Below are 24,874 nucleotides of genomic sequence, written 5' to 3'. Positions count from 1 at the left end.
TCGCCACCGCCTGACCAGTCGCCGTCACCGAAACCTGGAACCGACTACGCACCGACAGCGCACACCACGCCGTGCTCTGGATCTCGGAATGGCCACGCTCCCTCGTCTACCCAGGCTTCCTCTCACCGGTCCTCCTCTCCACCGGCATCCAACGATTCTTCTCCCTCGTCTCCACCCCAATGCGCTCCGACCAAGCCGCCCGCGACATCCGCAAGAAGACGGTCGAGCACATCTCCGACCAAGCCCAACTCGCCAAGATCGGACAGATCGAAGACGCCTCCCAGACCGCCGAATACCATGACGTCCTCCAACAAGAAGCCGACCTCACCGCCTACCACGGCATCCTCCGCTACACCGGCCTCATCGCCATCTCCGCATCCACCGTGGAGGAACTCGACGCCCACGTCGCCGCCATCGAACAAGCAGCCATCCAAGCCTCCTGCGAAACCCGCCTCCTCGTCGGCCAGCAAGCCGCAGCGTTCACCGCCGCCGCACTCCCGCTGTGTCGGCGGGTCTAAACGAAAGGGCGTGGGAGCTACTCAGTCGCCTTCTTGGGGTAGCTGGCGGAACTCTTCCTGGGCAGGGCGATTGACTCTCGCAAGCACGCTTGCCAACTCGGCCAGCGTCTCTTCGCCGAGCATTGAAGGATCAGTGACCATCCTGGACATCAGCTCCCGCACCTCACTGGGCGGCAGTTCTACGATCTTCGATTCTACCTCGGCGATGTTCTCCACATCGAGGATGTCCGCGCTCCGAACCATCCTCATCTGCTCCTCACTGAACGCGCGCGCGGCCATGGCTGCGAGATACCGGGCTTGGGCTTCAGCGCTGGACATCTTCGGGCGAGGTACGGCTACAGCGATCTCAACTGAGGATTGATCCGAGTCAACGGGGAGGCGGTCAGATTCGAGGGAGGCGCGGTCTGCCTTCGATGGGCGTTTTGGACGCAACTTGGGCAAGCGGGCGCGTTGTTTGCCTACGAATGGACGAACTGACTCCGTCCACCACTTCTTGACGTGGGGCTTGGCTCGCTCGATTCCCTTGTCCATGAACACGATGAGCACTTCGCTGATGAGATCAGCCAGCTCTTGTTGTTCTGGGGTCAGGCGTCTTTCCTCAGCCGGGACGTAAACGTGCTCTGTCACGTACTCCGTGACATAAGCGGGATCGGAGTCAACCTCATCGGCAGGGACGAACCGCGCGCTTCCTTTCAAGCATCCGTCGGCATCGAACAGGTTCTGATGGAGCCCGCCCTCCTTCTTGCGTCCGGGGGTCAAGTCGTCATCGTCCCACTCGTAGTAGCCCGGAATGCGTTTCACGGGCCTCATCGTAGCAGGCGGTCGGACGGGCCGACCGATGCAGATCGCTCAGGCGTACCTCTCGGAGAGACCGTGTTCAAGGAGGTTCATGATGGCTACGTTCTTCGCTTCGGCTGCCGATGCTGGTGAGACCTCGGAGGCGTTGCGGGGGTTGGCGCACGCGAGTCGGGGAGTTGTTGAGCCGGCGCAGATGTATGGGGGGGGATCGGGGAGTTGTCGGCGGCGATGCGGTCGTTGCGGCAGGTGCTTGATCAACTGGCCGTTGTCCATGAGTGTGAGACCGGGCGTGCGTTCGACGATGCCGGGGACCACGAGGCGGGGGTGCGGGACGCGCTCGCTGCGGCGGCGGGGCTTCATCAGGCGGCGAACCTGGTCGACCGGGCCTACGACCGGCTCGCGGAGGGTTTCGTTGCGGCTGGCCGGATCGCGTGGCACGGCGATCCGGCGGTGGAGGAGAGCGTGTCGCGGTGGGTCAGTGTGGTGTTCCTCCAGGGGGATGAGGCCGATCGGGCGTTGCGCATCCTTGACGAGGCGGGTCCTGCTGATGCGGTGGACTACCTGACCCTCTGGGATTACGGCGACGAGACCACACTGGCTTCGTTGACGTACGGATACGTCTACGATCAGCCTGGCGAGGGCACCAACGATCAGGTGATGACGTGCGGCGATTACGCGCTGGTCGTCAACACCGGCATCGGTTACGTTTCGCTGCTGCGCCGCTACCTCGAACCCGACATTGAGGCTGGGCAGAGCGGCCCGGTCGTACCGTCGGCGACACGGTCTGGCGTGTCCGTGCCGGAGGGGTCGTGGTTCCAGCCGACCCGGAGCACGGGGGTCGGGCCGAGTCGGGGGTTGGAGCTGTGACCCAGGATCGGGAGCAGTTCCATACCGCTGTTTTGGTGGCGCCGTCGCAGGAACGTAGGCGGCTGCGGAGGCAGCGTCGTCGTGCGGAGGCCCGGTTGCACGCCGAGCAGCGGAAGGCCACGCTCGCGGCCGCGAAGGCCAAGGCGGAGCAGGAGCGGGCGGAGCGGCGCGCCACGGTCTATCTACCGCGGACGGGTGAGTCGGGTGCTGCCCGGCTGCGGACGCCGGGCCGGTTCCGGTTGCCCAGGCATCAGGACACGTCCGCCACGTTGGCTGGCGCGTACCCGTTCGTCGCCGAGGGCGGGCTGGGTGCGGATGGGGTATTCGTGGGCCAGGACCTGTATTCGGGAGGGTCGTTCGTGTACGACCCGTGGGTGTTGTACGCGCGTGGGGTCATCACCGCGCCGAATGTGGTGCTGGCTGGGATCGTTGGGTCCGGGAAGTCGGCCCTGGCGAAGTCCTTGTACACGCGGTCGTTGCCGTTCGGGCGGCGCGTGTACGTGCCCGGTGATCCGAAAGGCGAACACACCGCGGTCGCCAACACTGTCGGCGGCCGAGCCATCGTCCTCGGCCACGGCCTCAACACCCGCCTGAACCCGCTTGATGAGGGCCACCGCCCCGCTGGCCTATCCGACGCGCAGTGGGCTTCGACGGTCGCAGCGCGACGGCGGGACCTGATCGGCACTCTGGCGGAGACGGTGCTGGCACGCGGGCTGTCGCCGTTGGAGCACACCGCGATCGACCTGGCTTTGACCGCCACGGTCTCGGAGAACGCGGTGCCGATCCTGCCGATGGTCGTCGAGCGCATCCTCAACCCCGGCCGTGACGATGGCAGGCTCGCAGACGACGGGCGGCTCGTCGGCCACGCGCTGCGCCGTCTGGTGGCTGGTGACCTGGCCGGATTGTTTGACGGCCCGTCCACCGTCAGGTTCGACCCGAGCCTGCCGATGATCTCCCTGGACCTGTCCCGAGTCACGGAGAACTCGACGCTGATCAGTGTGTTGATGACCTGCTCGTCGGCGTGGATGGAGTCCGCACTGCTGGACCCGGATGGTGGACAGCGGTGGGTGATCTACGACGAGGCTTGGCGGCTGATGTCGCACCCGGCGTTGCTACGCCGGATGGACGCGCACTGGCGGCTGGCCAGGCACTACGGGATCGCGAACATGCTGATCTTCCACAAACTCACCGACCTCGACAATGTGGGCGACCAGGGTTCGGCGATGCGGTCCTTGGCGAACAGCTTGTTGGCGAACGCGGAGACCCGGATCGTGTACCGGCAGGAGTCCGACCAACTCGGGCCCACCGCCACCGCGCTCGGCCTGACCGGCACCGAACAACAACTGCTGCCGAACCTGGGCGTGGGGCAAGGCCTGTGGCGGATCAAGGCCAGGAGCTTCGTCACCCAACACCAACTGCACCCCGCCGAACTCGCTCTGTTCGACACCAGCAGCCGAGCAGCCGGAGACTACCGATGAACCCCCTCCGACCGCGCCGACCCCACCAGACCGGAGAACCCGACACCCCGGTCGAACTCCCGCACGTGCTGGTCAGGGTCGCTCCCGACGGGACACTCACCGCCACAGTCGACGGAACCCCATTCCCAGCAGCAGCGGAGAGCGGAGCGTGGACGCGGGCCACGTTCGGACAGCTCACGGATGCCATCACCCAAGACCGCACGATCACGGTCCGCGTAGAGGTACGCGAGAGCGACGGGACCGTCTTCACCGACATCATCCACGCCCGCAAACCCCCTCGTACCGCGGTGCCGCCCGACAACCGACTCATCGGGCACGCAGGCAGCGCCACACTCGCCGACCATGTTCAGTGGACGCGACCGCCGACGGTTTCATCCCCGGGAAAGAAGTCGCCGTCGCCCTGATCATCGCCCACACCAACGCCACCGAAACCGGTCAAGCCCGTGCGGGCATCGACGCCGACCCCATCCCTGCCACTGGGCAGGAAGTGATCCTGTTGGGGCGGGTGTCGGGAACCCTTGCGGTACGGAGGCTGGCATGAGCCAGCAGCAGACCGGCAGCGTGGGCGACGAACTCACCAATGCCGCCCTGGTCGGACTGATCGGCCTGGTCGGGATCGCTCTCGTCCTACGAGCCGCCGCCAGCGTCACCGCCTACCTCACCGGGCTACCCCAGCCGGACGCCGGACCGGCGGCAGGTCTGGCCGTGCTGTTCAACCCCACCGACCCCGCCACGGCACTCGGTGTAGCCGGCCTCAACCCGGCCGCCTACTGGCTCGTCAGCGCCGGCATCCTCGCAGCCCTCACCACCGTCGCGATCCGGCTGTGGATCGCGTGGCGCCGCCACACCCACAAAGCCGAGACCGACCCACACCACCTCGCCGGTATCGCAACCCGCCACGACGTGCAGACAACCGCGTCGACGAAAGCCCTACTCCGCCGGGCCAGAACACTACGCCCCTCCCTGGACTCCCCGACCCCAGCGGACGTCGGCTACCTCCTCGGCACCAGCCACGGCACGAAGGTCTGGGCATCGGTCGAAGACTCGATCCTGCTCATCGGCCCGCCCCGCTCCGGCAAAGGCCTCCACATCGTCATCAACGCGATCCTCGACGCGCCCGGCGCCGTCGTCACCACCAGCACCAGACCCGACAACCTCACCGCCACACTCCACGCCCGACAGCGCCACGGCGGACCGGTCGCCGTATTCGACCCCCAGCACCTCGCCGAAGGCATCCCCGCCGGGCTGCGATGGTCACCGGTACGCGGCTGCCACGACCCAATCACCGCGATGATCCGCGCCAACGGCCTCGCCGCCGCCACCGGACTCTCCGCCGGTGGCGTCGAATCCGGCGGTTTCTGGGAAGGCAAGACCCGCACCGCCCTCCAAAGCCTGCTGCACGCCGCCGCCTTGGAAGGCCGACCACCAGCAGAACTATTCCGCTGGACCCTCGACCCGGCCGCCGCGTCCGAAGCAGTCGCGATCCTCAACTCCCACCCCAACGCCGCCATCGGCTGGGACGACTCACTCGCCGCGATGATCGACGCCGACCCCAAGACCCGCGACAGCATCTGGCAAGGAGTCGCACTCGCCCTCGCCGCCCTGGCCGACCCCCGAGTCCTCCACACCGTCACCCCCGAACCCCACGAACAGTTCGACCCCGAAGAGTTCCTCACCGAACACGGAACCTTCTACCTGCTCGCCACCGGCGCAGGCGCCGGAGCATCCGCTGCCCTGGTCGCCGCATTCGTCGAAGACCTCATCGAAACCGCCCGCAGGCTCGCCGCCCGCTCACCCGGAGCACGGCTCGACCCACCCCTGCTGCTCGCCCTCGACGAGATCGGGAACCTCGCGCCCCTCCCATCGTTGCCCGTGCTGATGGCAGAAGGCGGCGGCACCGGGATCACCACCATGCCCGTCCTGCAATCCCTCGCCCAAGCCCGAGACCGGTGGAGCGAGCACCAAGCCAGCGCGATCTGGGACGCCAGCATCGTCAAGATCATCCTCGGCGGCGCCTCCAACAGCCGAGACCTCCAAGACCTCACCACCCTTATCGGCGAACGCGACGAATACACCGACAGCATCACCCTCGGTGGCCACGGCGCCCGCTCCAACCAGCGCTCCATCCGCCGCGTCCCCATCCTCCCGCCGGACCGCATCCGCACCCTGCCCTTCGGCACGGGCATCACCCTGCTCCGCTCCACACCCCCCATCGTCACCAACCTTCGCGCCTGGCCCACCCGTCCCGACGCCCAGCAACTCCGCACCGACCGCGACAACCTCGAAGCACTCCTATGCCAGCGTTCGCCTCTCAACGATCCCTCCTGACGACGACGCCCGGGAGGCTCGGGCGCACCTGCCAGGTACAGCGGCCACACAGCTGACCGCCCAAGACCAGGAGGACGCCGTCATGGCCATTCACACCCACCAGTCCATTTCGGGTTTCGTTGCCTCGGAGCCCCAACTCAGTTACACCGAGCGCGGCGACGCACGCCTGTACCTGAAGATCGGGATCGAGCACTACCGCAAGGAACCTGACAACACCTTCACTCAGTTGGAGACGACCTTCCACGACCTCGTCGCCTATCGGGGTGCTGCCGAGCAGGGAGCGGAGCGGTTGGCCAAAGGTGACAACATCATCGCGGACGGCCGGGTGCGTGACTATTCCTACGAACGTAACGGCCAGCGCTTCGAGGGTGAGGAGTTCATCGCGAGCAGGATCGGCCATGACCTTGCCCGTACTCGCTACGAGGTAGATCGCAGTGGGCGCTCAGCATCCGGGCGCGACTCCGCAGCGTTCGCCGCGCCTCAGCAGCCCACGCCGTCCAACGCGACCGCTATCGGCATGTGAGCGATCATGACCGATCAGTTTCTCCCGACCGATGACGACATCCCGCCCGAGGTGGGGCCGGCGTCAGCCCGACTCGACATTCCGGAGCCGCCGCACCCGATCAACTGGAATCTGCTTACCGCGAACGATCTCGAAGCCGAACTGCTCGAAACTCAACCGCTGGGTCGATTGGCTGCGCCACACCTACGGACTTCCGGCGAGCGTGATCCCGCCGTGCTGGCACCGCCACCCCGAACTGCTCTGGGAGCTCTCCGCGCTGCACCTTCACTGGCTGTGCGCCTACGACCCCGACCAGAACGGCTCGGCACCGCTGGGCTGGCATCGCGACTTCGCCGACGCCCGAGCCCGCCTACGGGACTGGGTGGCGACATCCGGAACCCGTCTGGACCGGGACCGACCCACACGCCAGACGAACTGGCCGGGTGAAGACCCGGCGCCGCCCATTGAGGAGACGCCGATCACCGACCGTGACGAGGACTTCGTCCAGTTCGTCCTGGACGAGGTTGCGGCCCGGCAAGAAGCAGAGGACGCCTTCTTCGCTGCCATCGATCCCGACAGCGGTGAGGTGTGAATCGTGGTGCGCCGCTACGTTCGCAAGACGGGGCAGCGCCAGCAGAGTGAACGCGTACTGACGATCCGAGCCGAGTTCCACCAGCCGCCCGACCTGGACAAGCTGAGTGAACTGCTGATCCGCCTGGCACTCCAACAATCCGGCGCGGGTCGCTCGCCAGACACGGCTCAGCCCGAACGGCCTTGTGCTTCGACGCACCCGCCGTCGTAGAATGAGCACACCCGTCGCGGACGGCGGATGTTGTGGTCCTAGCGCTTCGCCACGGCGAGGCAAAGCAAACGTGGCCGACTCGGCCTAGTCCTACAGTCCCCGGGCTCTTCTCACGATCAACATCCGGCAGGCTCGTCAGTCCGCGTCGGGAGACCAGTGACGTGAGAAGGGCCATGACGATGATCGACGCACACCGAACCGCGATAGACAGTCTCGTCGCGCCGACCCCGTTCCCAGGTTCGGTCGCGGTGTCCTATCTGCGGGTCTCCACGAAGGAGCAGGCGGAGAAGGGCGGGAACGCCGAGGGTTTCTCGATCCCGGCGCAGCGGGAGGCGAATCAACGTAAGGCCGATCAGCTTGGTGCGACGATTGTGGAGGAGTTCGTCGACGCGGGTGAGTCGGCGCGTAAGGCGGATCGGCCCGAGTTGATGCGGATGATCCAGTACGTCACCCGGCACAAGACGAACTACTGCATCGTGCACAAGGTGGACCGGTTAGCCCGGAACCGGGCTGATGATGTGACGATCCATCTGGCGCTGAAGGACGCCGGGGTGACGTTGGTGTCGGCCACCGAGAACATCGACGAGACTCCGTCGAGGATGTTGCTGCACGGGATCATGTCCTCGATCGCGGAGTTCTACTCGCGGAACCTGGCCACCGAGGTGGTGAAGGGGCTGTCGCAGAAGGCGGCGCAGGGTGGCACGGTGACGAGGGCGCCGATCGGGTATCGCAATGTGGGGGTGCGTGACGAGTTCGGTCGTGAGGTGCGCACGGTCGAGATCGACCAGGATCGGGCGCCGCTGGTGCGGTGGGCGTTCCAGGTGTTCGCGTCGGGGGACTGGACGACCAGCCAGTTGCATCGGGAGCTGGTGGCGCGGGGGTTGACCACGCCGGCCACGCCACGGCGGCCGTCGCGGCCGATCGGTAAGTCGTCGGTGCATCGGATGCTGACGAATCCGTATTACAAGGGGAGCGTCCGCTACCAGGGTGTCACCTATCCGGGGGTCCATGAGGCGCTCGTGGCGAGCGAGGTGTGGGATCAGGTCCAGACCGTGCTGGGTACGCACCGGTCGGCTGCGGACGCGACCCAGGTGCACGAGCACTATTTGAAGGGGACGGTGTTTTGTGGGCAGTGCGGGTCGCGGCTGTTGGTGTGTCATGCCAGGAGTGGCCGGGGCCGGATCTACCCGTACTTTGTGTGTTCGGCGCGGCACGCGGGCCGGGGGGACTGTACCCGGCAGGCGATGCTGATCGAGCAGGTGGAGCGGCTGGTTGAACGGTTCTACGAGACGGTTCAGATCGACCCGGAGACCCGGCAGGCGCTGTCGGGGATGTTGCATGCGAGGTTTGATCAGATGATGGCTGAGGGCGCGGGGGAGTTGGCTGATCTGGCTGCCCGCCGGACCCGTCTGGAGGACGAGCAGCGCAAACTGTTGCAGGCCCACTACACGGGTGCGGTCCCGTTGGGGTTGTTGAAGCGGGAGCAGGACCGGATCACCGGGTCGTTGGAGACCATCGAGTACCGGCTGGCCGCGCATCACGGGCATTATGCGGATGCGCGGGCGAACCTGGACGACTCGTTGCTGCTGCTGCTGTCCCGTGTGAGTGACATCTATGCCCGTGCCGATGATGCGAACCGTCGGTTGTGTAATCAGGCGTTGTTCAAGGCGATCTACATCGACGAGGACAACGGCATCCGGGTCGGGTATCGGAGTCCCTACGACGGGCTCGCCAACACCGATCTACAGGCCGACGCCCTGACCTGGGCCGCCCGGGCACGAGAACAGGGCCAGGACGGAACCCCGACCAAGGGTGGTCCCTTGGTCGAAAGTTCACACCTGACCCATCTGGGGTGGCTGACGGGGCTTGAACCCGCGACCTCCTGGACCACAACCAAGCGCTCTGCCAACTGAGCTACAGCCACCACTGTCACGAGCCTGCTCGCGACGAGGGGAACTTTATCGGGTTGGCGCCAAGGGCACCAATCCGCACCCCGTGCACTGCATCACGTCAGGCCCTCCGCGTCCCTCGGTGCGGCGGGCGCCGCCCGGTCAGGCACGGGGCCGCACCCTCCAGGGCAGGCCCCGGTGCCCGTCAGGCCTGCGCCGTCGTCGGGTGGGCGAGGATGTCGGCGGCCGCCTGGCGGCACTGCTCACTGCTGGGCCCCTCCCCCGCAGGGAAGAGCACGTTGCGGTAGTAGCGCAGCTCGTCGATGGACTCGAGGATGTCCGCGAGCGCACGGTGCCCGCCACTCTTCCTCGGGGACTGGAAGTAGGCGCGCGGGTACCAGCGCTTGGCGAGCTCCTTGAGGGAGGAGACATCGACGACGCGGTAGTGCAGGTAGTCGATGAGCTCGGGCATGTCCCGGGCGAGGAAGGCCTTGTCCGTGCCGACGGAGTTGCCGGCGAGCTGGGCCGTTCCCGCCGTGGGCACGAGGGAGCGCACGTGGTCGAGGACAACCCGCTGCGCCTCGGCCATCGTCAGGCCCTGCTCGAGCTCGGCCAGCAGACCGGAGGAGGTGTGCATCTGGCGCACAAAGTCGTTCATCTGCTCCAGGGCGCCGGCCGGTGGCGCGATGAGGACGTCGAGCCCCTCCCCGAGCGGCCTGAGCTCGTAGTCGGTGACGACCACGGCGACCTCGATCAACGCGTCAGCGCCCAGGTCGAGTCCGGTCATCTCGCAGTCGATCCACACCAGCGGGTCGGAGGTCGTCATCTGTCGGCTCACGGCACGGCAGTCTAGCCCGCGGCGCAACGCCCTCCGCGCGCCCGGGGCGTGTGAGGCCTCGCGCCCAGGGCCCACGGCCGGCCGGGTGGTGACGTGCCCCCTCCCCCAGCAGGAGGCGTCACCGCCCCAGTCCTGGCATGCTGTGCCCCGTCAGCACACCACCGTCACCTCAGGAGCACCCGTGCGACGTCGAGACTTCATGCTCATGCTGGCCGCCGGCACCGCGGCCGCGACCGGTGCCTGCGCCGCCCCCGGCGACAGCGGGGCCTCCCCCGCGGCCACCGGCTCACCGGGCCCCGCGACGTCCTTGTCCCCGAGCCCGACGCCCAGCCCCACCCCGAGCCCGACGCCCAGCCCCACGCCCACGAGGGACCCGCTGTTCCTCCAGGACGGCCCTCCCCCGCTGCCGGGCCCGCAGCCGCTGGACGGCAGCGTCCTGACCGGCCTGCCCGAGGCGGTGGGCAACACCGTCGCCATCACCATCGACGACGGCGCCTCGACCGAGGTCGTCGACGCCTACCTGGACTTCGCAGCCGCCTCGGGCGTGCGCCTGACCTTCTTCGTCACCGGCTGCTACCCGTCCTGGACCGAGTGCCGGGACAAGATGCTCCCGCTCGTCGAGTCCGGGCAGGTCCAGCTCGGCAACCACACGTGGACGCACGCCGGGCTCACGAGCCTGACCGAGGCCGGGATCATCGACGAGCTGAGCCAGTGCGAGGCCCTCCTCAACGACCAGTACGGGGTGACGGGAGCCCCCTTCGTCCGCCCGCCCTACGGGTACCGCGACGAGTGGACGGACTCGGTGTGCGCCAGGCTCGGCTACACCGCCCCGACGATGTGGTACGGCTCCTTCGGCGACTCGGGGCTGCTTACCGAGGACGTGCTGCTCGGTGAGGCCCAGAAGTGGCTGCAGGCCCAGCACATCGTCATCGGCCACGCGAACTTCCCCACGGTCACGCACCTGTACGGCCAGATCATCGACATCCTCCGCGAGCGCTCGCTGCTCACCGCGACGCTCGACGACGTCTACTTCGGTCCCGGGCACGACCGCCACGTGTGAGTGCACCAGGCGGCGCCTGGGACCGGCCCTCAGGACCGGCTCACCGCGGCTGAACGCCTGAGCGCAGGAGCCCGACGACGTGCCCGTCGGTCAGGGCCTCCCAGGAGGCCTCGATGATGTCCGTGCCGACGCCGACGGTGGACCACGTGCGCTCGCCGTCGGTGATGTCGATGAGGACGCGCACGATCGAGCGGGTGCCGCGCTCGGAGTCGAGCAGACGCACCTTGAAGTCCGTCAGCTCGAAGGCCCGGATCTCCGGGTAGACGGTGGCCAGGGCGTCGCACAGGGCGTGGTCCAGGGCGTTGACCGGGCCGTTGCCCTCGCCGAGGACGGCGTGGCGGCGCCCGCCGGTCCACAGGCGCACCGTCGCCTCGGAGTCGGTGACGGTGGCCCCGTCGTCGGGCAGCAGCTCCTCCCCCGGCCCGGGGCGGGCCGTGATGGAGGCGCGCCAGGACTCGACGCGGAAGTACTCGGGCAGGTCGCCGCGCGCCTGGCGCAGCAGGAGCTCGAAGGAGCCGTCCGCGGCGTCGTAGGCGTAGCCGCGCGCCTCGCGCTCCTTGACGGCCTCGGTGACCCGGGTGAGCAGGTCCCTGTCCCCAGCGGTGTCGATGCCGAGCTCACGGGCCTTGAGCTCGATGCTCGCCCGGCCGGCCATCTCTGAGACCAGCATGGTCATGGTGTTGCCCACGCGGGCCGGGTCGGTGTGCTGGTAGAGGCCAGGGTCCACCTTGATGGCAGAGGCGTGCAGGCCGGCCTTGTGGGCGAAGGCCTTGGCCCCCACGTAGGGCAGGCGCCCTGAGGGTGTCCGGTTGGCAATCTCACCGATCCTGCGGGAGACGGCGGACAGCTCGGTGAGGCGGGCGGCGCGCTCCTCCTCCTCGCCTGGCAGGACCCGGTAGCGGGTCTTGAGCTCGAGGTTGGCGATGAGGGTCAGGAGGTTGGCGTTACCGGTGCGCTCGCCGTAGCCGTTGACGCAGCCCTGCACCTGGCGGGCCCCGGCCGTGACGGCCGCCATGGCGCCGGCCACGGCGAGACCGGAGTCGTCGTGGGTGTGGATGCCCACGACGCAGCCGCCGTGACCGGCGTCGTCGAGGGCCGTGCGCAAGGCTCGCACGCCCTGGGCCACCTCCTCGGGAAGGCTTCCTCCGTTGGTGTCGCATGCGATCACGGCGTCGGCTCCCGCGCCGGCCGCGGCCAGGGCGACGTCGAGGCCGTAGGAGGGGTCGCGCCTGAGGCCGTCGAAAAAGTGCTCGAGGTCCACCATGGCCTCGCGCCCGGCCCGCACGAGCACGGCGACGGTGTGCGCCACCATGCGCAGGTTCTCCTCGCGGGTGGTGCGCAGGGCGCGCTCGACGTGGGCCGGGTCCGACTTGGCGACGATGGTGACGGCCTCGGCCCCGGAGTCGATGAGGGCACGGACCTGCGGGTCCTGCGCGGCCGGGGTCCCGGGGCGGCAGGTGGAGCCGAAGGCGACCAAGCGCGCGGTGCTCAGGCGCAGCTCGTCGCGGGCCCGGGCGAAGAGCTCGGTGTCCTTGGGCACGGCGCCGGGCCAACCGGCCTCGATGTAGGCGACGCCGAGCGCGTCGAGCAGGCGCGCGACAGCGAGCTTGTCCTCCACGGTGAAGGAGACGGACTGCTGCTGGGCGCCGTCGCGCAGCGTCGTGTCGTAGGCGGCCACGCGCGCGCTGTCGTCGGGTGCGTTCACGGTGCTCCTGCGCTGTCCGGCGGGCGCCGGCCGTCAGGCCAGGCGGTACATCCAACCGTAGGGGTCCTCGAGCCGACCGTACTGGATGCCGGTGAGGCGGTCGTGGATCTCGTGGGTGACCTCGGAGCCGGTGATCTCGACGTCGAAGTCCCTGCCCATGAGCCTGCCCAGGGGCACGACGACGGCAGCGGTGCCGCAGGCGAAGACCTCGGTGACCGTGCCGCGGCGGATGCCCTCGACGAGACTGTCAAGGCTGATGGTGTCCTCCACGACGCGGCGCCCGGCGTCGGTGAGCAGACGGATGATCGCGGAGCGGGTGCTGCCCTCGAGGATCGTGCCGGTCAGCCGCGGGGTGCGCACGGTGCCGTCGGCATCGACGACCATGATGTTCATGCCGCCGAGCTCCTCGAGGTTGGTCTGGGTGACGTCGTCGAGGAAGCAGACCTGGTCGCAGCCCTTGGCCGCCGCCTCCTGCTGCGGCAGGAGGGAGGAGGCGTAGTTGCCCCCGGTCTTGGCGAAGCCGGTGCCGCCTCGGCCGGCGCGGTGGTAGTCCTGGGTGACCCAGATGCTGATCGGCGTCAGGCCGTGGGTGAAGTAGGCGCCCGAGGGGGAGGCGATGACGTAGTAGTCCACGACGCCGGCGGCGTGCACGCCCAGGAAGGCCTCGGAGGCGAACATGAAGGGCCGCAGGTAGAGGGACTCGCCCCGCCCGGAGGGGACCCAGGCCTCGTCGGTGCGCACGAGGTCGACGAGGGAGGCGATGAAGTCCTCCTCGGGCAGCTCGGGCAGGGCCAGGCGCCGGGCGGAGACGTTGAGGCGGGTCGCGTTGTAGCGGGGCCGGAAGGTCCACACGGAGCCGTCCTCATGGCGGTAGGCCTTGATGCCCTCGAAGACCTCCTGGCCGTAGTGCAGGACGGCCGAGGCCGGGGACAGGGCGAGGTCGCCGTAGGGCATGACCTCGTGGTCCGCCCACCCCTCGCCGCGGCTGAAGCGGGCGTGGGCCATGTGGTCAGTGAAGACGGCGCCGAAGTGGAGGTCGCGCAGGGCCTGGGCGCGGTCAGCGTCGGAGGCGCAGCGCGGGTTGCGCTGGAGCCTGAAGCGTCCACTGAGCTCCGTGGCGGCGGGGACGGGCAGGCTGGCGGCCCGCGACAGGGGTGTCTCGAGGGAGGGGTGCACGGTGGCTGCTGGCTCAGGCATAGGCCCAGCCTACCGCGAGCCCAAGCAATGGACTCCGTCCTCTCGGATACTGACCCTGACGGCGGGGCGGCTCACAGGGCGGCGGCGATGGCGTCGCCGATCTCGCTCGTGGAGCGCACCAGGGGGACGCCCGCCCGGCTGGCGGCCGCACGCGCCGCCATGTCCGCATCGACGGCGGCGCTCACGCGGGCGGCAGCCTGGTGGTGGCCGAGGTGGGCCAGGAGCAGGGCGACGGCGGAGACCGTGGCGGTCGGGTCGGCCAGGCCCTGCCCCGCGATGTCCGGCGCCGAGCCGTGGACCGGCTCGAACATCGAGGGGTGCGCGCCCGACGGGTCGAGGTTGCCCGAGGCGGACAGACCGATGCCACCGGTGACGGCTCCGGCCTCGTCGGTGAGGATGTCGCCGAAGAGGTTGTCGGTGACGATGACGTCGAAGCGCCCGGGGTCGGTGACCATGTAGATGGTGGCGGCGTCCACGTGGCAGTAGCTGACACTGACCTCGGGGTACTCGGCCCCGACGGACTCGACGACGCGGCGCCACAGGTGGCCGGCGTGGACGAGGACGTTGTGCTTGTGCACGAGCGTGAGGTGCTTGCGACGGGCCTGAGCCTGCTCGAAGGCGTAGCGCACGACCCGCTCGACGCCGAAGGCGGTGTTGACGCTCACCTCGGTGGCGATCTCGTGGGGGGTCCCCAGGCGCACGGAGCCGCCGTTGCCGCAGTACAGGCCCTCCGTGCCCTCGCGCACGACGACGAAGTCGATGTCGCCCGGCTCGGCCAGAGGGGTCGGCACTCCCGGGTAGTAGCGCGAGGGACGCAGGTTGACGTAGTGGTCGAGCTCGAAGCGCAGGCGCAGCAGCAGGCCGCGCTCGAGGACGCCGGAGGGCACGCTCGGGTCGCCGACCGCGCCGAGCAGGATGGCGTCGTGCTCGGCGAGGGCGGCGAGGTCCTTGTCCGTGAGGGTCTCTCCGGTGCGGTGCCAGCGCTCCGCCCCCAGGTCGAACAGGGTGGTCTCGACGGTGGTGCCGGTGCCCGCCAGGACGGCGTCGAGGACCTTGAGGCCCTCGGGCACGACCTCCTTGCCGATGCCGTCGCCGGGGATCACCGCGAGCCTGATGGTGTGGGGAGCCTGAGTCATGGGCCCAGGCTACGGCGCTTTGCCACCATGCGAGACGCGCGGTCCGTATCCTGGGCCAGCAGGGGGTGTCATCGGGCCGCAATGCCCGCAGGACGGGCGGTCCCACCAGCGCCGTGCCCCCACGTCCTAGCATGTGCCTACCGAGGTGCACCCGCCCTCACCCTAGTCAGGAGACCTCAGATGCAGAACCCTCCCGCTCCCGAGCCCAGCAGCCCCGTGCCCAACGGCGGCTACGACGCCTACCCGTCAGCCCCCTCCGCCGGCGCACCGACCCAGCCCTACGGCCAGCCCCCCGTCTACGGCGCGCCGCCGGCCCCTGCCTACGGCCTGCCGCCGCAGGTCCCCGCCTACACGCAGCCGCAGGGCGACGGGTTCTTCAAGGCACTGTTCGACATGTCCTTCTCCAGGTACATCACCCTGAGCTTCGCCAAGTTCATCTACATCGCCTTCATCGCGCTGTGCGCCCTGGGCTGGCTGTTCATGGTCATCGCCGGCTTCTCGCAGGACGCCAGCGTCGGCATCATGGCCTTCCTCTTCGGCTGGATCCCGGCCCTCGTCTACATCATCCTCATCCGGCTGGGTCTTGAGACCTCCGTCGCGCTCATCCGCACCGCCCGGAACACCTCTGAGCTGGTCGAGCAGGCCAGGCGCTGAAAGCCCCCTGCCCCTCAGCCCCACGCACGTCCCCGTGCGGCCACTGACCGGCCGCACGGGGACGTCGGCGTCAGGGCGCTCAGCCCAGGCCGAGCCTCTGGCGGGCCATCGCGATGAGCGGCTCGATCTGCTCGGGAGAGGAGTGGTCGTAGCCCTCGGCGATGGAGTCCGCCACGGCCACGGCCCACTCGCCGCGGTGGCGGTAGCGCTGGACCCGCTTGGAGAACAGGCGCAGCAGCCTGTCCTCCACCAGGTTCAGGCCCTCGTAGCGCACGCCTCCCTCAACGTAGACGAAGGGGTAGCGCCCCTGGGCCAGCTCGGCCTTGGTGAAGGTGGCCGCGGGGACCCTCCAGTCCCGGTCGGGGTGCTGCGGGGTCCCGCCGTTGGCCCACACGAGCACCCTGCCCGAGTCCGCCAGCCCCTGGCGCTCCAGCCGACGCCGGAAGGCCGAGAAGCCTCGGATCCGGCTCATGCGCACGCCCGCCCCGTAGACGATGAGGTCGTAGCCGCCCAGGGGCAGCGTGCGGGCGCGCTCCCAGGGCACGAGCTCGGCACCGATGGCCTCGGCGACCCATCCCCCGTAGGTCTCGGCGAAGCCGGTGACGGAGTTGTGGATGACGATGGCGCGCGGGGCGCCGTGGGGCTCGGCGCCGTTCTTTGGTGACACGGGGTGCTGTCCTTCGTGGTGGTCGGGCTCTGGGGCGCCCGACAACGTAGGCGGGCCCGACGGCGTCGTCCAGGAAGGTGAGCCTGCGCAGGCCCGCCCGGCGGCACGACGAACGAGGGCGCCGCCTCCCTGCAGGAGACGGCGCCCTCGTGCGCGAAGGGTGGCCTCAGCGGGCGACAGATCCCTCGACGTAGTCCTTGTCAACCTCCGCACGCCAGGAGAACATCGAGCGGACCTCACGGCCCACCTTCTCGATGGGGTGGCTCTCACCCTTGGCGCGCAGCGCCTTGAACTCGGGGGCTCCGGCAGCCTGGTCGTCCATGAACCGCTTGGCGAAGGAGCCGTCCTGGATGTCGCCGAGGACCTCCTTCATGTGCTCCTTGACGTCCGGGGTGATAACACGCGGGCCGGAGACGTAGTCGCCGTACTCGGCGGTGTCGGAGCAGGACCAGCGCTGCTTGGAGATACCGCCCTCGACGATAAGGTCCACGATGAGCTTCATCTCGTGGCAGACCTCGAAGTAGGCCATCTCCGGCTGGTAGCCGGCCTCGACCAGCGTCTCGAAGCCGTACTGGATGAGCTGGGAGACGCCACCGCACAGGACGGCCTGCTCACCGAAGAGGTCGGTCTCGGTCTCCTCGCGGAAGGTCGTCTTGATGGCGCCCGCGCGGGTGCCGCCGATGGCCTTGGCGTAGGACAGCGCGGTCTGCCAGGCGGAGCCGGTGGCGTCCTGCTCGACGCACACGAGCACCGGCACGCCACGGCCGCCCTCGAACTCGCGGCGCACCGTGTGCCCGGGGCCCTTGGGGGCCACCATGACGACGTCGATCTCCGCGGCCGGCTTGATGTAGCCGAAGTGGATGTTGAAGCCGTGGGAGAACAGCAGGGCGGAGCCAGGCTTGATGTTGGGCGCGATCTGCTCGGTGTACAGCGTCGCCTGGACCTGGTCCGGGGCGAGCACGACGATGACGTCGCCCCAGGCGACCGCCTCGGCAACCGGCATGACCGTCAGGCCCGCCTCCTCGGCCTTGGCGACGGAGGCAGAGCCCTCGCGCAGGCCGACGACGACCTCGACGCCCGAGTCGCGCAGGTTGAGGGCGTGGGCGTGTCCCTGGGAGCCGTAGCCGATAACCGCAACCTTCTTGGACTGGATGACGGACAGGTCGGCGTCGTCGTCGTAGAACTTCTCAGCTGCCATAGTGGATTCTCACTTCTCCTTGAGTTGGTCGGTGATGGAACGGGGGCCGCGCGTGATGGCGACGGCGCCTGACTGGACGATCTCCTTGACCCCGTAGGGCCGCAGGGCATCGAGCAGGGCCTTGACCTTGGACTCCGAGCCCACGGTCTCGATGACCACCGAGGTCGGGCAGACATCGACGACGTGCGCACGGAAGAGGTCCACGATCTGCAGCACCGCGGTGCGGTTGGCGTCGTCGGCGCGGACCTTGATGAGGTAGAGCTCGCGGCCGACGGAGGTCTCAGGGTCGAGCTCAACGATCTTGAGCACGTTGACCAGCTTGTTGAGCTGCTTGGTCACCTGCTCCATGGCCAGGCCCTCGGCGTCGGCGATCACCGTGATGCGCGAGATGTCCTCGTGCTCGGTGGGGCCCACAGCCAGGGAGTGGATGTTGAAGCCGCGTCGGGTGAACAGCGCCGACACGCGCGTGAGCACGCCGGGCTTGTTCTCCACCAGGACAGACAGCGTGTGCTTGGCACTCACGTCGCTCACTCCTCTTCCCACGTGGGGCTCATGCCCCGGGCGATCTGGATCTCGTCGTTGGACACGCCGGCTGCGACCATCGGCCAGACCTGGGAGTCGGCGGACACGATGAAGTCGATGACGACGGGGCGGTCGTTGATCGCGTTGGCCTGGGCGATGACGTCGTCAACGTCCTCCAGGCGCTCGCAGCGCAGCCCGACGGCGCCGTAGGCCTGTGCGAGCGTGACGAAGTCGGGGACCCGGGCCGTGTCCGCGCCGGTGTGCAGGTCCGTGTTGGAGTAGCGCTGCCCGTAGAACAGCGTCTGCCACTGGCGGACCATGCCCAGGGAGGAGTTGTTGATGATGGCGACCTTGATCGGGATGTTGTTGAGCGTCGCGGTCGCCAGCTCCTGGTTGGTCATCTGGAAGCAGCCGTCGCCGTCGATGAGCCAGACCGTCCGCTCGGGCGCACCGACCTTGGCCCCCATGGCCGCGGGGACTCCGTAGCCCATGGTGCCGGCGCCGGCGGAGGTGAGCCAGGAGCGGGAGCGGTTGAACCTCAGGTAGTGGGCGGACCACATCTGGTGCTGGCCGACGCCGGTGACCCAGATCGTGTCCTCGGGGGCCTGGGCGGCCAGGTGGTTGATGACCTCCTGCGGCTGGAGGAGGCCGTCATCGGTGTCCGTCCACGTCGTCGGGTAGGTCGCGCGGATGTGGGCGACCTCCGTCAGCCACTGGTCGGTGTCGGCGCGCGGCTCCGCACTGAACTGGGCGCGGCAGGCGGCGCTCAGGGCGGGGACGACGTCCTTGAGGTCACCGACGATGGGGATGTCGGCGGTGCGGATCTTGGAGATCTCCGCCGGATCGACATCGACGTGGATGACACTGGCGCGCCGGGCGAAGGTGTCCACCTTGCCGGTGACGCGGTCGTCGAAACGGGCACCGAGACACACGATGAGGTCTGCGCGCTGCAGGGCGCCGACGGCGGCGACGGTGCCGTGCATGCCCGGCATGCCGAGGTTGAGCGGGTGGGCGCTGGGCAGCACGTCCAGCGCCGTGAGGGTCGTGGTGAAGGGCGCCCCAATGAGATCGACGAGCTCGGTGAGCGCCTCGGTGGGCAGCCCGGAGCGGTTGAGGCCGCCGCCGAGGTAGAGGACGGGGCGCTCGGCGGAGGCGATGGCCTCGGCCGCCTGCTGGACACGGCGCTGGTTGGGCCTGCCGGGCAGGGTGTAACCGGGCAGGTCGAGCCTGCCGGGGGCCTGGTACTCGATGAGGCCCTCCTGAGCGTTCTTCGAGACGTCGATGAGCACGGGGCCCGGGCGGCCGGTGGCGGCCAGGTGGAAGGCCTCGGCGACGCGGGCGGGGATCTCCTCGGGGTCGGTGACGAGGAAGGAGTGCTTGACGAAGGGCATCGTCGCGCCCACGATGTCCGCCTCCTGGAAGGCGTCGGTGCCGATCGCGCGGGCGCCGACCTGCCCGGTGATGGCGAGCATGGGCACGGAGTCCATGTGGGCGTCGCCGATGGCGGTGATGAGGTTGGTCGCGCCGGGGCCGGAGGTCGCCACGCACACGCCCACGCGCCCGGTGGCCAGCGCGTAGCCCTCAGCCGCGTGGCCGGCGCCCTGCTCGTGGCGCACGAGGATGTGGCGGATCTTCTCGCTCGCGAGCAGGGGGTCGTAGAAGGGCAGGATGGCGCCTCCGGGCATGCCGAAGATGTCCGTCACCCCGACGTCCTCAAGAGCGCGTACCAGCGCGGCTGCTCCTGTCATCAGCCGGCGGTCATCGGCCGACGGTGCGCCTGCGCGTGCCATGCTGCCCTCCTGTGTCCTGGGTTCGGCGGCCCACTGCTCTCGGTCGGGGCCGGTGCCGCCAACGTTATGCCGTCCCACGATCCGAGTCACCATGCGGCCCGCTGGTCTCATATCGTGGGACCACGGGCGTGCTGGCGAGAGACAGCCCGCTTGGTCCCTCCACATGTGTGCGCCACAGCACGGCCCGCGCCCCGGCGGAGCGGACGGTGCGCACACGGGCCGGTGGGCGGGGCGGGGCGCACGGCCCGCGCCCCGGCGGAGCGGACCGAAGTCCAGGACCGTGTCGCCAGCGGCGGTGAGACAATCCTCATGCTCCCTGCCCGATTCTCTACCCACGCCCGGTCCCGCCGTCCGGGCGCACGAAAGGCTGGCACACCACCGTGGTCCCCGTCCTCACGCACCTGGCGGACAACCCCGTCCTCGTGCTGTTCCTCCTCATCGGCCTCGGCATGCTCGTCGGGCACATCAAGGTCAAGGGCGTGAGCCTCGGCGCCGCCGCCGTGCTCTTCGCCGGCATCGTCCTGGCCGCCTGGGGCGTTGCCCAGGGCGTCACCATCGAGGTCCCCTCCGCCATGGGCATCCTCGGCCTGGCGGTCTTCACCTTCGCCATCGGCGTGCAGTCCGGCCCCAACTTCTTCCACGTCATCCGCACGGCCGCCGGGCCCCTGGCCCTCATGCTGCTGGTCTTCATCGTCGCCGCCGCCTGCGGCCTCGGCGTCGGCCACGTGCTGGGCATGGACTCCGCCCTCATCGCGGGCACCTTCGCCGGGGCTATCACCAACACCCCTGCCCTGGCCGCTGCCGGCAACGCCGCGACCATGGCGGGCAACCCCGACGGCGTCGCCATCGCCACGGTCGGCTACGCCGTCGCCTACCTCTACGGCGTCATCGGGATGCTCTTCTTCAGCCTCCTGGCGCTGCGCTACCGCCGCTCCGACAGGGACAAGCCCTCGCCACTGACGAACCGCACGATCCGCGTCGAGCGTGACGACTCCCCCATGATCGGCGACCTGCTCGCCACCGTGTCGGGAGAGCTGCGCTTCTCGCGCCTGCGCCGCGGTGAGACCGGGCCCATCACGCGTCCCGTTTCCGAGGACCGAGTCAACCGCGATGACCTCGTCACCGTCGTCGGGACCCAGGATGCCGTCAGCCAGGTCATCAAGGCTCTGGGCCACGGCTCCTCCCACTCCCTCATCGAGGACCGCCGCTACCTCGACTTCCGCCGTATCACCGTCTCCGACCCGAAGATCGCGGGCCACACCATCGCCGACCTCGGCGTGGACCACACCTTCGGCGCGACCATCTCGCGGGTGCGCCGTGGGGACACGGACATGGTGGGCACCCCCGACCTCGTCCTCCAGCTCGGCGACCGCGTGCGCGTCGTCGCCCCGACGGGCCGGATGAAGGAGGTCTCGGCCTTCTTCGGAGACTCCGCCCGTGGCCTGTCCTCCATCAACCCGGTGGCTCTCGGCCTGGGCATGGCCCTGGGCATCTTCATCGGTGAGTGGAAGTTCCTGACGCCCACCGGGGCGACCTTCTCCATCGGATCGGCCGCGGGCACGCTGCTCGTCGGACTCGTCTTCGGCAAGATCGGCAGGATCAAGGGCTTTGTCACCGCCCTGCCCTTCACCGCAACGGCGGTGCTCTCCGAGCTCGGGCTGCTCATCTTCCTCGCGCAGGCCGGTACCAAGGCCGGAGGCCAGATCGCCAACGCCTTCACCGGGGGCGACTGGTGGAAGATCCTCGTCACCGGGTTCGTCATCACGACCATCGTCGGTCTGGGGATCTACGCCTCGATGCGCTGGGTCGTCAAGATGGGCGGCACCCGCCTGTCCGGCCTCCTGGGCGGCGCCCAGACCCAGCCTGCGGTCCTGGCCTTCGCCAACGAGCGCACCGGTGCGGACCCGCGCGTTGCCCTGGGCTACGCCATGGTCTACCCCGTGGCCATGATCGCCAAGATCTTCATCGCCCAGATCCTCGGGGGGCTGTGAGCACAACCGCTGCGACAGCGAGGGGGCTGGTCACCACACAGGTGACCGGCCCCCTCGCTGTGTACCGTGCGCCCTGTCAGCGCTGGGCCCGTGGCGAGACCAGAGGCAGTGAGGTCGGAACGTCATGGCGCCAGTTGCGGTCGGTGAGGATGCGCGCCATCGCCAGCCCGACTCCGATCGCCGTGACAACGAGGAAGACCTCGGTGAGGTTGGTGGCCGCGGTGCCGATCGCGACATGAGCCTCCGCGGTCTGGTCGTTGAGGGCGGAGACCGCCCGGTAGAAGGGGACCCCGGGGATCATGATGACGACGGCCGGCACCGACAGGGCCACACGAGACAAGGAGGCGCGCGAGACGAAGGCCTGGGCGAGCAGTCCGATGGTCACCGCCGCCAGGCCGACGGCCAGCTGCCACGGCACGCCCAGCTCGTCGATGAGAACAAGACGGCCCGTGTTGGCCACCGCGCCGACGACCGCCGCCAGGCCGGCCGCCCTGGGAGCGGCGTTGAACAGGACGGCGAAGCCGTAGGCGGCGACGAAGGAGCACAGCGCGCGCAGCGCGTAGAGCACGGGCCCGTCAGGCAGGAAGACGTAGGTGGCCTCCACCTCCCAGTCGAAGACAAAGGTCACCGTCCACACCGCCACACCAGCTGCCGCCATGACGAGCACGACGTACGAGGCCCGTGAGAGCGCAGAGGAGAAGTCCTGACGCACGAGGTCGAGCATCGCCGTCACCAGCGGGAAGCCGGGGATGAGGAAGAGGATTGCGGAGATGATGCCGCCCTGGTGGTTGCCGTCAGTGACGCCCGCGAGGTCGAGGAGGCTGACGCCGGCCATGTAGAGCCCCGAGGCAACCACGCCGCACACGATCCACGTGAAGAAGTGCTGGAAGTGGCGCCCGAGCATCTGACGGCGCACCGCCTGACCCACGCAGGCCGCCAGCAGCACCGCAAGGCACTCGACCCACCCACCCTGGTTGAGGAAGCAGAAGCCCGCACAGGCCACACCAGAGGCGAGGGCGTTGGCGACGCCCCCGTACAGCGGGCGGGCAGCGACGATCTCGTCAAGCTTCGCGTCCAGGTCCTCCACGCTGACGTGCTCAGGAAGGTCATGGACCAGGCGGCGCAGTGCCTCAAGGCGCGCGACGTTGACACCCACACGCCGGATCTCCGCCGCCTCCGTGCGGAAGCGGTCACCGGTGTAGGACGAGGTGACGATCTCCGTCATCGTCACCGTCGCCTCGTGCCTGTCGAGGCCGACGGCCGCAGCCGCCCTCGCCATCGAGGACTTCACGCGGTAGGAGCTCGCGCCGCAGGCGAGCATGAGCTTGCCCAGGCGCAGGACGACACCTGACTGGTGCATGAGCTGGTCGGCGTCAAGAGGCAGGTCGAGATCGGCAGGGCCGGAGGAACCAGGATTGTGTGTCACGTACCCATGCTGCCCGAGGACTGCCGTGTGTGGGGTGCGTGAGTGCGGGGCGTTGTGTGTGGTGTTGGGTGCACTGTGTGGGGGGGTGCCCCTATGTGGTGTGTCAAGCGGCGGCGGGTAGTTTCGTGGCTGGTTGTGGGTCGTAGAGGGCTCCATCTCGGATCATGGCGTGCAGGGTCAGGATGCGGCGGTGGGCCAGGGCGAGAACGGCCTGGTTATGACGCTTGCCCTGGTCTCGTTTGCGCTGGTAGTAGGCCCGGGAGACGGGGTCGGAGCGCAGGGAGGCGAAGGCGGACAGGAACATGGCGCGCTTGAGCCTCTTGTTGCCGCCGTGGGAGACGTGCTCACCACGGATCGATGAGCCGGAGCGGCGTGTGACGGGAGCGAGCCCGGCGTAGGAGGCCAGCTGGGCGCCGGTGTCGAAGGTCTTGCCCAGGGTCTCGGCCAGGAAGACGGCGGCGGTCCTGACCCCGATCCCGGGCATGGAGATCAGGACCTCATAAAGAGGGTGGGCCTCCACCAGGGCCTCGACCTGGGCGGCGACATCGGCCCGCTGAGCGTGCAGGGCGATGAGCTGCCTGGCCAGGTGAGGTAGCACCGTTGCGGCGGCGTCGGTGCCGGCGACCACCACGGTCTGGTGCTCCAGGGCCGAGACGATCTGGCCGGCCCAGGTGGCGTGCCGCCTGCACCCGTGCTTCTTGAGCCTGGCGTCAATCCTTGCCTTGCCCGCTCGCTTCAGATCGGCTGGGGTGGGCCAGGCGGCGATGACCTCCAAGACGGCGTCGTGCTCCAGCCAGGGCCCCACCACGGCCTCGAGGGCGGGGTGGATCTGGGTGTACAGGCCCCGGATCCGGTTAGCGCTCTGGTTGACCTGGCGGGCCAGGTCCAGGTCGAATCCCGTGAGCATCGACAAGGCGGCCGCGTCCTCGTCCGAGGCGCTGACGGCTCTCAGGGTGTGAGGCATGCTCCTGGCCGCGCCGGCGATGACGGCCGCGTCCTTCGCGTCGGTCTTGGCGCTGCCCGGCGTCAGGTCGGCGATGCGTCGCATCGACAGTCCGGGCAGGTAGCCCACGGTGATGCCCATGTCCTGGGCCACCGCCACGGCCAGGGCCCCGATGGTGGCGGGCTGGTCGACCACCACCAGCAGCCTCCCGTGGTCGGCCAGCTTGCCGTAAAGGGAACGCAGACGTGCCTCGTCATTGGGAAGGGGCTTGTCGAGGACCTTCCGCCCGTCCCGGCTCAGGGCCGTGGCCCAGTGGTCCGTCTTGCCGACGTCGATGCCGATGAAGACCTCGATGTCCTCGATATCCATCTCTCCTGCCGCCTCTCGGTCAAGTCGATACGGGGCCAGCCGGTGGACGACCGGTTCCGCACCCACGTTACGAAAGACCTCACACGCGGTGGGTCGTTCCCCTTATCAGCGGTCACCAGCGTCCGGCTGCTGCGGGTGACAACACCCCCCGGATCATCTACGGACAGGGGCAAGACATCATGCCCACAGCAACTGG

At 69.0% G+C, this 24,874-nt stretch carries 20 protein-coding genes, 1 tRNA gene and 2 pseudogenes; 11 read left to right on the top strand and 12 right to left on the bottom strand.

Annotated elements, in window-relative coordinates:
* Positions 1-26: 26 nt before the first annotated feature.
* Positions 27-518, top strand: a pseudogene (locus ACSJJR_RS03605) (SCO6880 family protein); the annotation flags it as partial.
* A 21-nt stretch (positions 519-539) separates the two neighbouring features.
* Here ACSJJR_RS03605 and ACSJJR_RS03600 read toward each other — a convergent pair.
* Positions 540-1,319, bottom strand: coding sequence for a hypothetical protein (locus tag ACSJJR_RS03600; RefSeq protein ID WP_435942128.1), 780 nt, complete (start codon positions 1,317-1,319; stop codon positions 540-542).
* A 213-nt stretch (positions 1,320-1,532) separates the two neighbouring features.
* Between ACSJJR_RS03600 and ACSJJR_RS03595 the strand changes: the two genes are divergently transcribed.
* The 7 genes and pseudogenes from ACSJJR_RS03595 to ACSJJR_RS03565 all read left to right on the top strand — a co-directional run.
* The gene (locus tag ACSJJR_RS03595; RefSeq protein ID WP_435942127.1) at positions 1,533-2,183 is read left to right on the top strand and encodes a hypothetical protein; all 651 of its coding nucleotides are present in this window, start codon (positions 1,533-1,535) and stop codon (positions 2,181-2,183) included.
* Positions 2,180-3,661 carry an ATP-binding protein gene (locus ACSJJR_RS03590; RefSeq protein ID WP_435942125.1) on the top strand — a complete coding sequence of 494 codons (1,482 nt, stop codon included), beginning with the start codon at positions 2,180-2,182 and terminating at the stop codon, positions 3,659-3,661. The genes ACSJJR_RS03595 and ACSJJR_RS03590 overlap by 4 nt, the downstream gene beginning before the upstream one ends.
* A 349-nt stretch (positions 3,662-4,010) precedes the next feature.
* A complete protein-coding gene (locus tag ACSJJR_RS03585) occupies positions 4,011-4,202 on the top strand; it encodes a hypothetical protein (RefSeq protein ID WP_435942123.1) in 192 nt (63 codons plus the stop codon).
* A complete protein-coding gene (locus ACSJJR_RS03580) occupies positions 4,199-5,989 on the top strand; it encodes a TraM recognition domain-containing protein (protein ID WP_435942121.1) in 1,791 nt (596 codons plus the stop codon). Before ACSJJR_RS03585 ends, ACSJJR_RS03580 begins: the two co-directional genes overlap by 4 nt.
* Positions 5,990-6,071: 82 nt before the next feature.
* Complete coding sequence (locus tag ACSJJR_RS03575) at positions 6,072-6,512, top strand: single-stranded DNA-binding protein (protein ID WP_435942119.1); 441 nt, start codon at positions 6,072-6,074, stop codon at positions 6,510-6,512.
* Positions 6,513-6,543: 31 nt separating this feature from the next.
* The gene (locus tag ACSJJR_RS03570) at positions 6,544-7,083 is read left to right on the top strand and encodes a hypothetical protein (protein ID WP_435942117.1); all 540 of its coding nucleotides are present in this window, start codon (positions 6,544-6,546) and stop codon (positions 7,081-7,083) included.
* Positions 7,084-7,466: 383 nt separating this feature from the next.
* Positions 7,467-8,561 (top strand): annotated as a pseudogene (locus ACSJJR_RS03565) (recombinase family protein); the annotation flags it as partial.
* A gap of 580 nt (positions 8,562-9,141) precedes the next feature.
* Here the strand turns inward: ACSJJR_RS03565 and ACSJJR_RS03560 are convergent.
* Both ACSJJR_RS03560 and orn read right to left on the bottom strand, forming a co-directional pair.
* A tRNA-His gene (locus ACSJJR_RS03560) sits at positions 9,142-9,217 on the bottom strand.
* Positions 9,218-9,387: 170 nt separating this feature from the next.
* Positions 9,388-10,008 (bottom strand): oligoribonuclease, encoded by a 621-nt coding sequence (gene orn / locus ACSJJR_RS03555; RefSeq protein WP_435942255.1) that lies wholly within the window; start codon positions 10,006-10,008, stop codon positions 9,388-9,390.
* A 193-nt stretch (positions 10,009-10,201) separates the two neighbouring features.
* On the opposite strand from orn, the gene ACSJJR_RS03550 reads away from it, so the two are divergent.
* Positions 10,202-11,080 carry a polysaccharide deacetylase family protein gene (locus tag ACSJJR_RS03550; protein ID WP_435942115.1) on the top strand — a complete coding sequence of 293 codons (879 nt, stop codon included), beginning with the start codon at positions 10,202-10,204 and terminating at the stop codon, positions 11,078-11,080.
* Positions 11,081-11,120: 40 nt separating this feature from the next.
* Here ACSJJR_RS03550 and cimA read toward each other — a convergent pair whose 3' ends face one another.
* From cimA to ACSJJR_RS03535, 3 genes are all read right to left on the bottom strand, one after another.
* A complete protein-coding gene (gene cimA / locus ACSJJR_RS03545) occupies positions 11,121-12,758 on the bottom strand; it encodes a citramalate synthase (protein ID WP_435942254.1) in 1,638 nt (545 codons plus the stop codon).
* A gap of 60 nt (positions 12,759-12,818) precedes the next feature.
* A complete protein-coding gene (locus tag ACSJJR_RS03540; RefSeq protein WP_435942113.1) occupies positions 12,819-13,982 on the bottom strand; it encodes a branched-chain amino acid aminotransferase in 1,164 nt (387 codons plus the stop codon).
* A 71-nt stretch (positions 13,983-14,053) separates the two neighbouring features.
* Positions 14,054-15,118 (bottom strand): 3-isopropylmalate dehydrogenase, encoded by a 1,065-nt coding sequence (locus ACSJJR_RS03535; protein WP_435942112.1) that lies wholly within the window; start codon positions 15,116-15,118, stop codon positions 14,054-14,056.
* A 180-nt stretch (positions 15,119-15,298) separates the two neighbouring features.
* Here ACSJJR_RS03535 and ACSJJR_RS03530 point away from each other — a divergent pair, with 180 nt between their 5' ends.
* On the top strand, positions 15,299-15,772 hold the full coding sequence (locus ACSJJR_RS03530; RefSeq protein ID WP_435942110.1) for a DUF4282 domain-containing protein: 474 nt from the start codon (positions 15,299-15,301) through the stop codon (positions 15,770-15,772).
* A gap of 79 nt (positions 15,773-15,851) precedes the next feature.
* Here ACSJJR_RS03530 and ACSJJR_RS03525 read toward each other — a convergent pair whose 3' ends face one another.
* The 4 genes from ACSJJR_RS03525 to ACSJJR_RS03510 all read right to left on the bottom strand — a co-directional run bounded on the left by ACSJJR_RS03525 (position 15,852) and on the right by ACSJJR_RS03510 (position 19,949).
* Positions 15,852-16,439 carry a flavodoxin domain-containing protein gene (locus ACSJJR_RS03525; protein ID WP_435942108.1) on the bottom strand — a complete coding sequence of 196 codons (588 nt, stop codon included), beginning with the start codon at positions 16,437-16,439 and terminating at the stop codon, positions 15,852-15,854.
* 166 nt (positions 16,440-16,605) lie between these two features.
* On the bottom strand, positions 16,606-17,637 hold the full coding sequence (gene ilvC / locus ACSJJR_RS03520) for a ketol-acid reductoisomerase (protein WP_435942107.1): 1,032 nt from the start codon (positions 17,635-17,637) through the stop codon (positions 16,606-16,608).
* A 9-nt stretch (positions 17,638-17,646) separates the two neighbouring features.
* Positions 17,647-18,159, bottom strand: a complete 513-nt coding sequence (gene ilvN, locus ACSJJR_RS03515; protein ID WP_435942105.1) for an acetolactate synthase small subunit — start codon at positions 18,157-18,159, stop codon at positions 17,647-17,649.
* 5 nt (positions 18,160-18,164) lie between these two features.
* Positions 18,165-19,949, bottom strand: coding sequence for an acetolactate synthase large subunit (locus ACSJJR_RS03510; RefSeq protein WP_435942104.1), 1,785 nt, complete (start codon positions 19,947-19,949; stop codon positions 18,165-18,167).
* A 380-nt stretch (positions 19,950-20,329) separates the two neighbouring features.
* Here ACSJJR_RS03510 and ACSJJR_RS03505 point away from each other — a divergent pair, with 380 nt between their 5' ends.
* The gene (locus tag ACSJJR_RS03505; RefSeq protein ID WP_435942103.1) at positions 20,330-21,940 is read left to right on the top strand and encodes an aspartate:alanine exchanger family transporter; all 1,611 of its coding nucleotides are present in this window, start codon (positions 20,330-20,332) and stop codon (positions 21,938-21,940) included.
* A gap of 76 nt (positions 21,941-22,016) precedes the next feature.
* Here the strand turns inward: ACSJJR_RS03505 and ACSJJR_RS03500 are convergent, their stop codons facing one another.
* Together ACSJJR_RS03500 and ACSJJR_RS03495 are read right to left on the bottom strand one after the other, a co-directional pair.
* Complete coding sequence (locus ACSJJR_RS03500; RefSeq protein ID WP_435942253.1) at positions 22,017-23,300, bottom strand: threonine/serine ThrE exporter family protein; 1,284 nt, start codon at positions 23,298-23,300, stop codon at positions 22,017-22,019.
* 169 nt (positions 23,301-23,469) lie between these two features.
* Entirely contained in the window at positions 23,470-24,678 is a 1,209-nt protein-coding gene (locus ACSJJR_RS03495) for an IS110 family transposase (protein ID WP_435941460.1), read from the bottom strand.
* Between the last annotated feature and the right edge of the window lie 196 nt (positions 24,679-24,874).

The sequence above is a fragment of the Actinomyces sp. W5033 genome, from assembly GCF_051303165.1.
This window is presented reverse-complemented; position numbering and strand designations above follow the sequence as displayed.

Coding starts and splice junctions, on each gene's coding strand:
- ACSJJR_RS03500 (WP_435942253.1), bottom strand. CDS start 23,300: ATGCACCAGTCAGGTGTCGTCCTGCGCCTGGGCAAGCTCATGCTCGCC.
- orn (WP_435942255.1), bottom strand. CDS start 10,008: ATGACGACCTCCGACCCGCTGGTGTGGATCGACTGCGAGATGACCGGA.
- ACSJJR_RS03495 (WP_435941460.1), bottom strand. CDS start 24,678: ATGGATATCGAGGACATCGAGGTCTTCATCGGCATCGACGTCGGCAAG.
- ACSJJR_RS03540 (WP_435942113.1), bottom strand. CDS start 13,982: ATGCCTGAGCCAGCAGCCACCGTGCACCCCTCCCTCGAGACACCCCTG.
- ACSJJR_RS03510 (WP_435942104.1), bottom strand. CDS start 19,949: ATGGCACGCGCAGGCGCACCGTCGGCCGATGACCGCCGGCTGATGACA.
- ilvC (WP_435942107.1), bottom strand. CDS start 17,637: ATGGCAGCTGAGAAGTTCTACGACGACGACGCCGACCTGTCCGTCATC.
- ACSJJR_RS03575 (WP_435942119.1), top strand. CDS start 6,072: ATGGCCATTCACACCCACCAGTCCATTTCGGGTTTCGTTGCCTCGGAG.
- ACSJJR_RS03535 (WP_435942112.1), bottom strand. CDS start 15,118: ATGACTCAGGCTCCCCACACCATCAGGCTCGCGGTGATCCCCGGCGAC.
- ACSJJR_RS03530 (WP_435942110.1), top strand. CDS start 15,299: ATGCAGAACCCTCCCGCTCCCGAGCCCAGCAGCCCCGTGCCCAACGGC.
- ACSJJR_RS03580 (WP_435942121.1), top strand. CDS start 4,199: ATGAGCCAGCAGCAGACCGGCAGCGTGGGCGACGAACTCACCAATGCC.
- ACSJJR_RS03570 (WP_435942117.1), top strand. CDS start 6,544: ATGACGACATCCCGCCCGAGGTGGGGCCGGCGTCAGCCCGACTCGACA.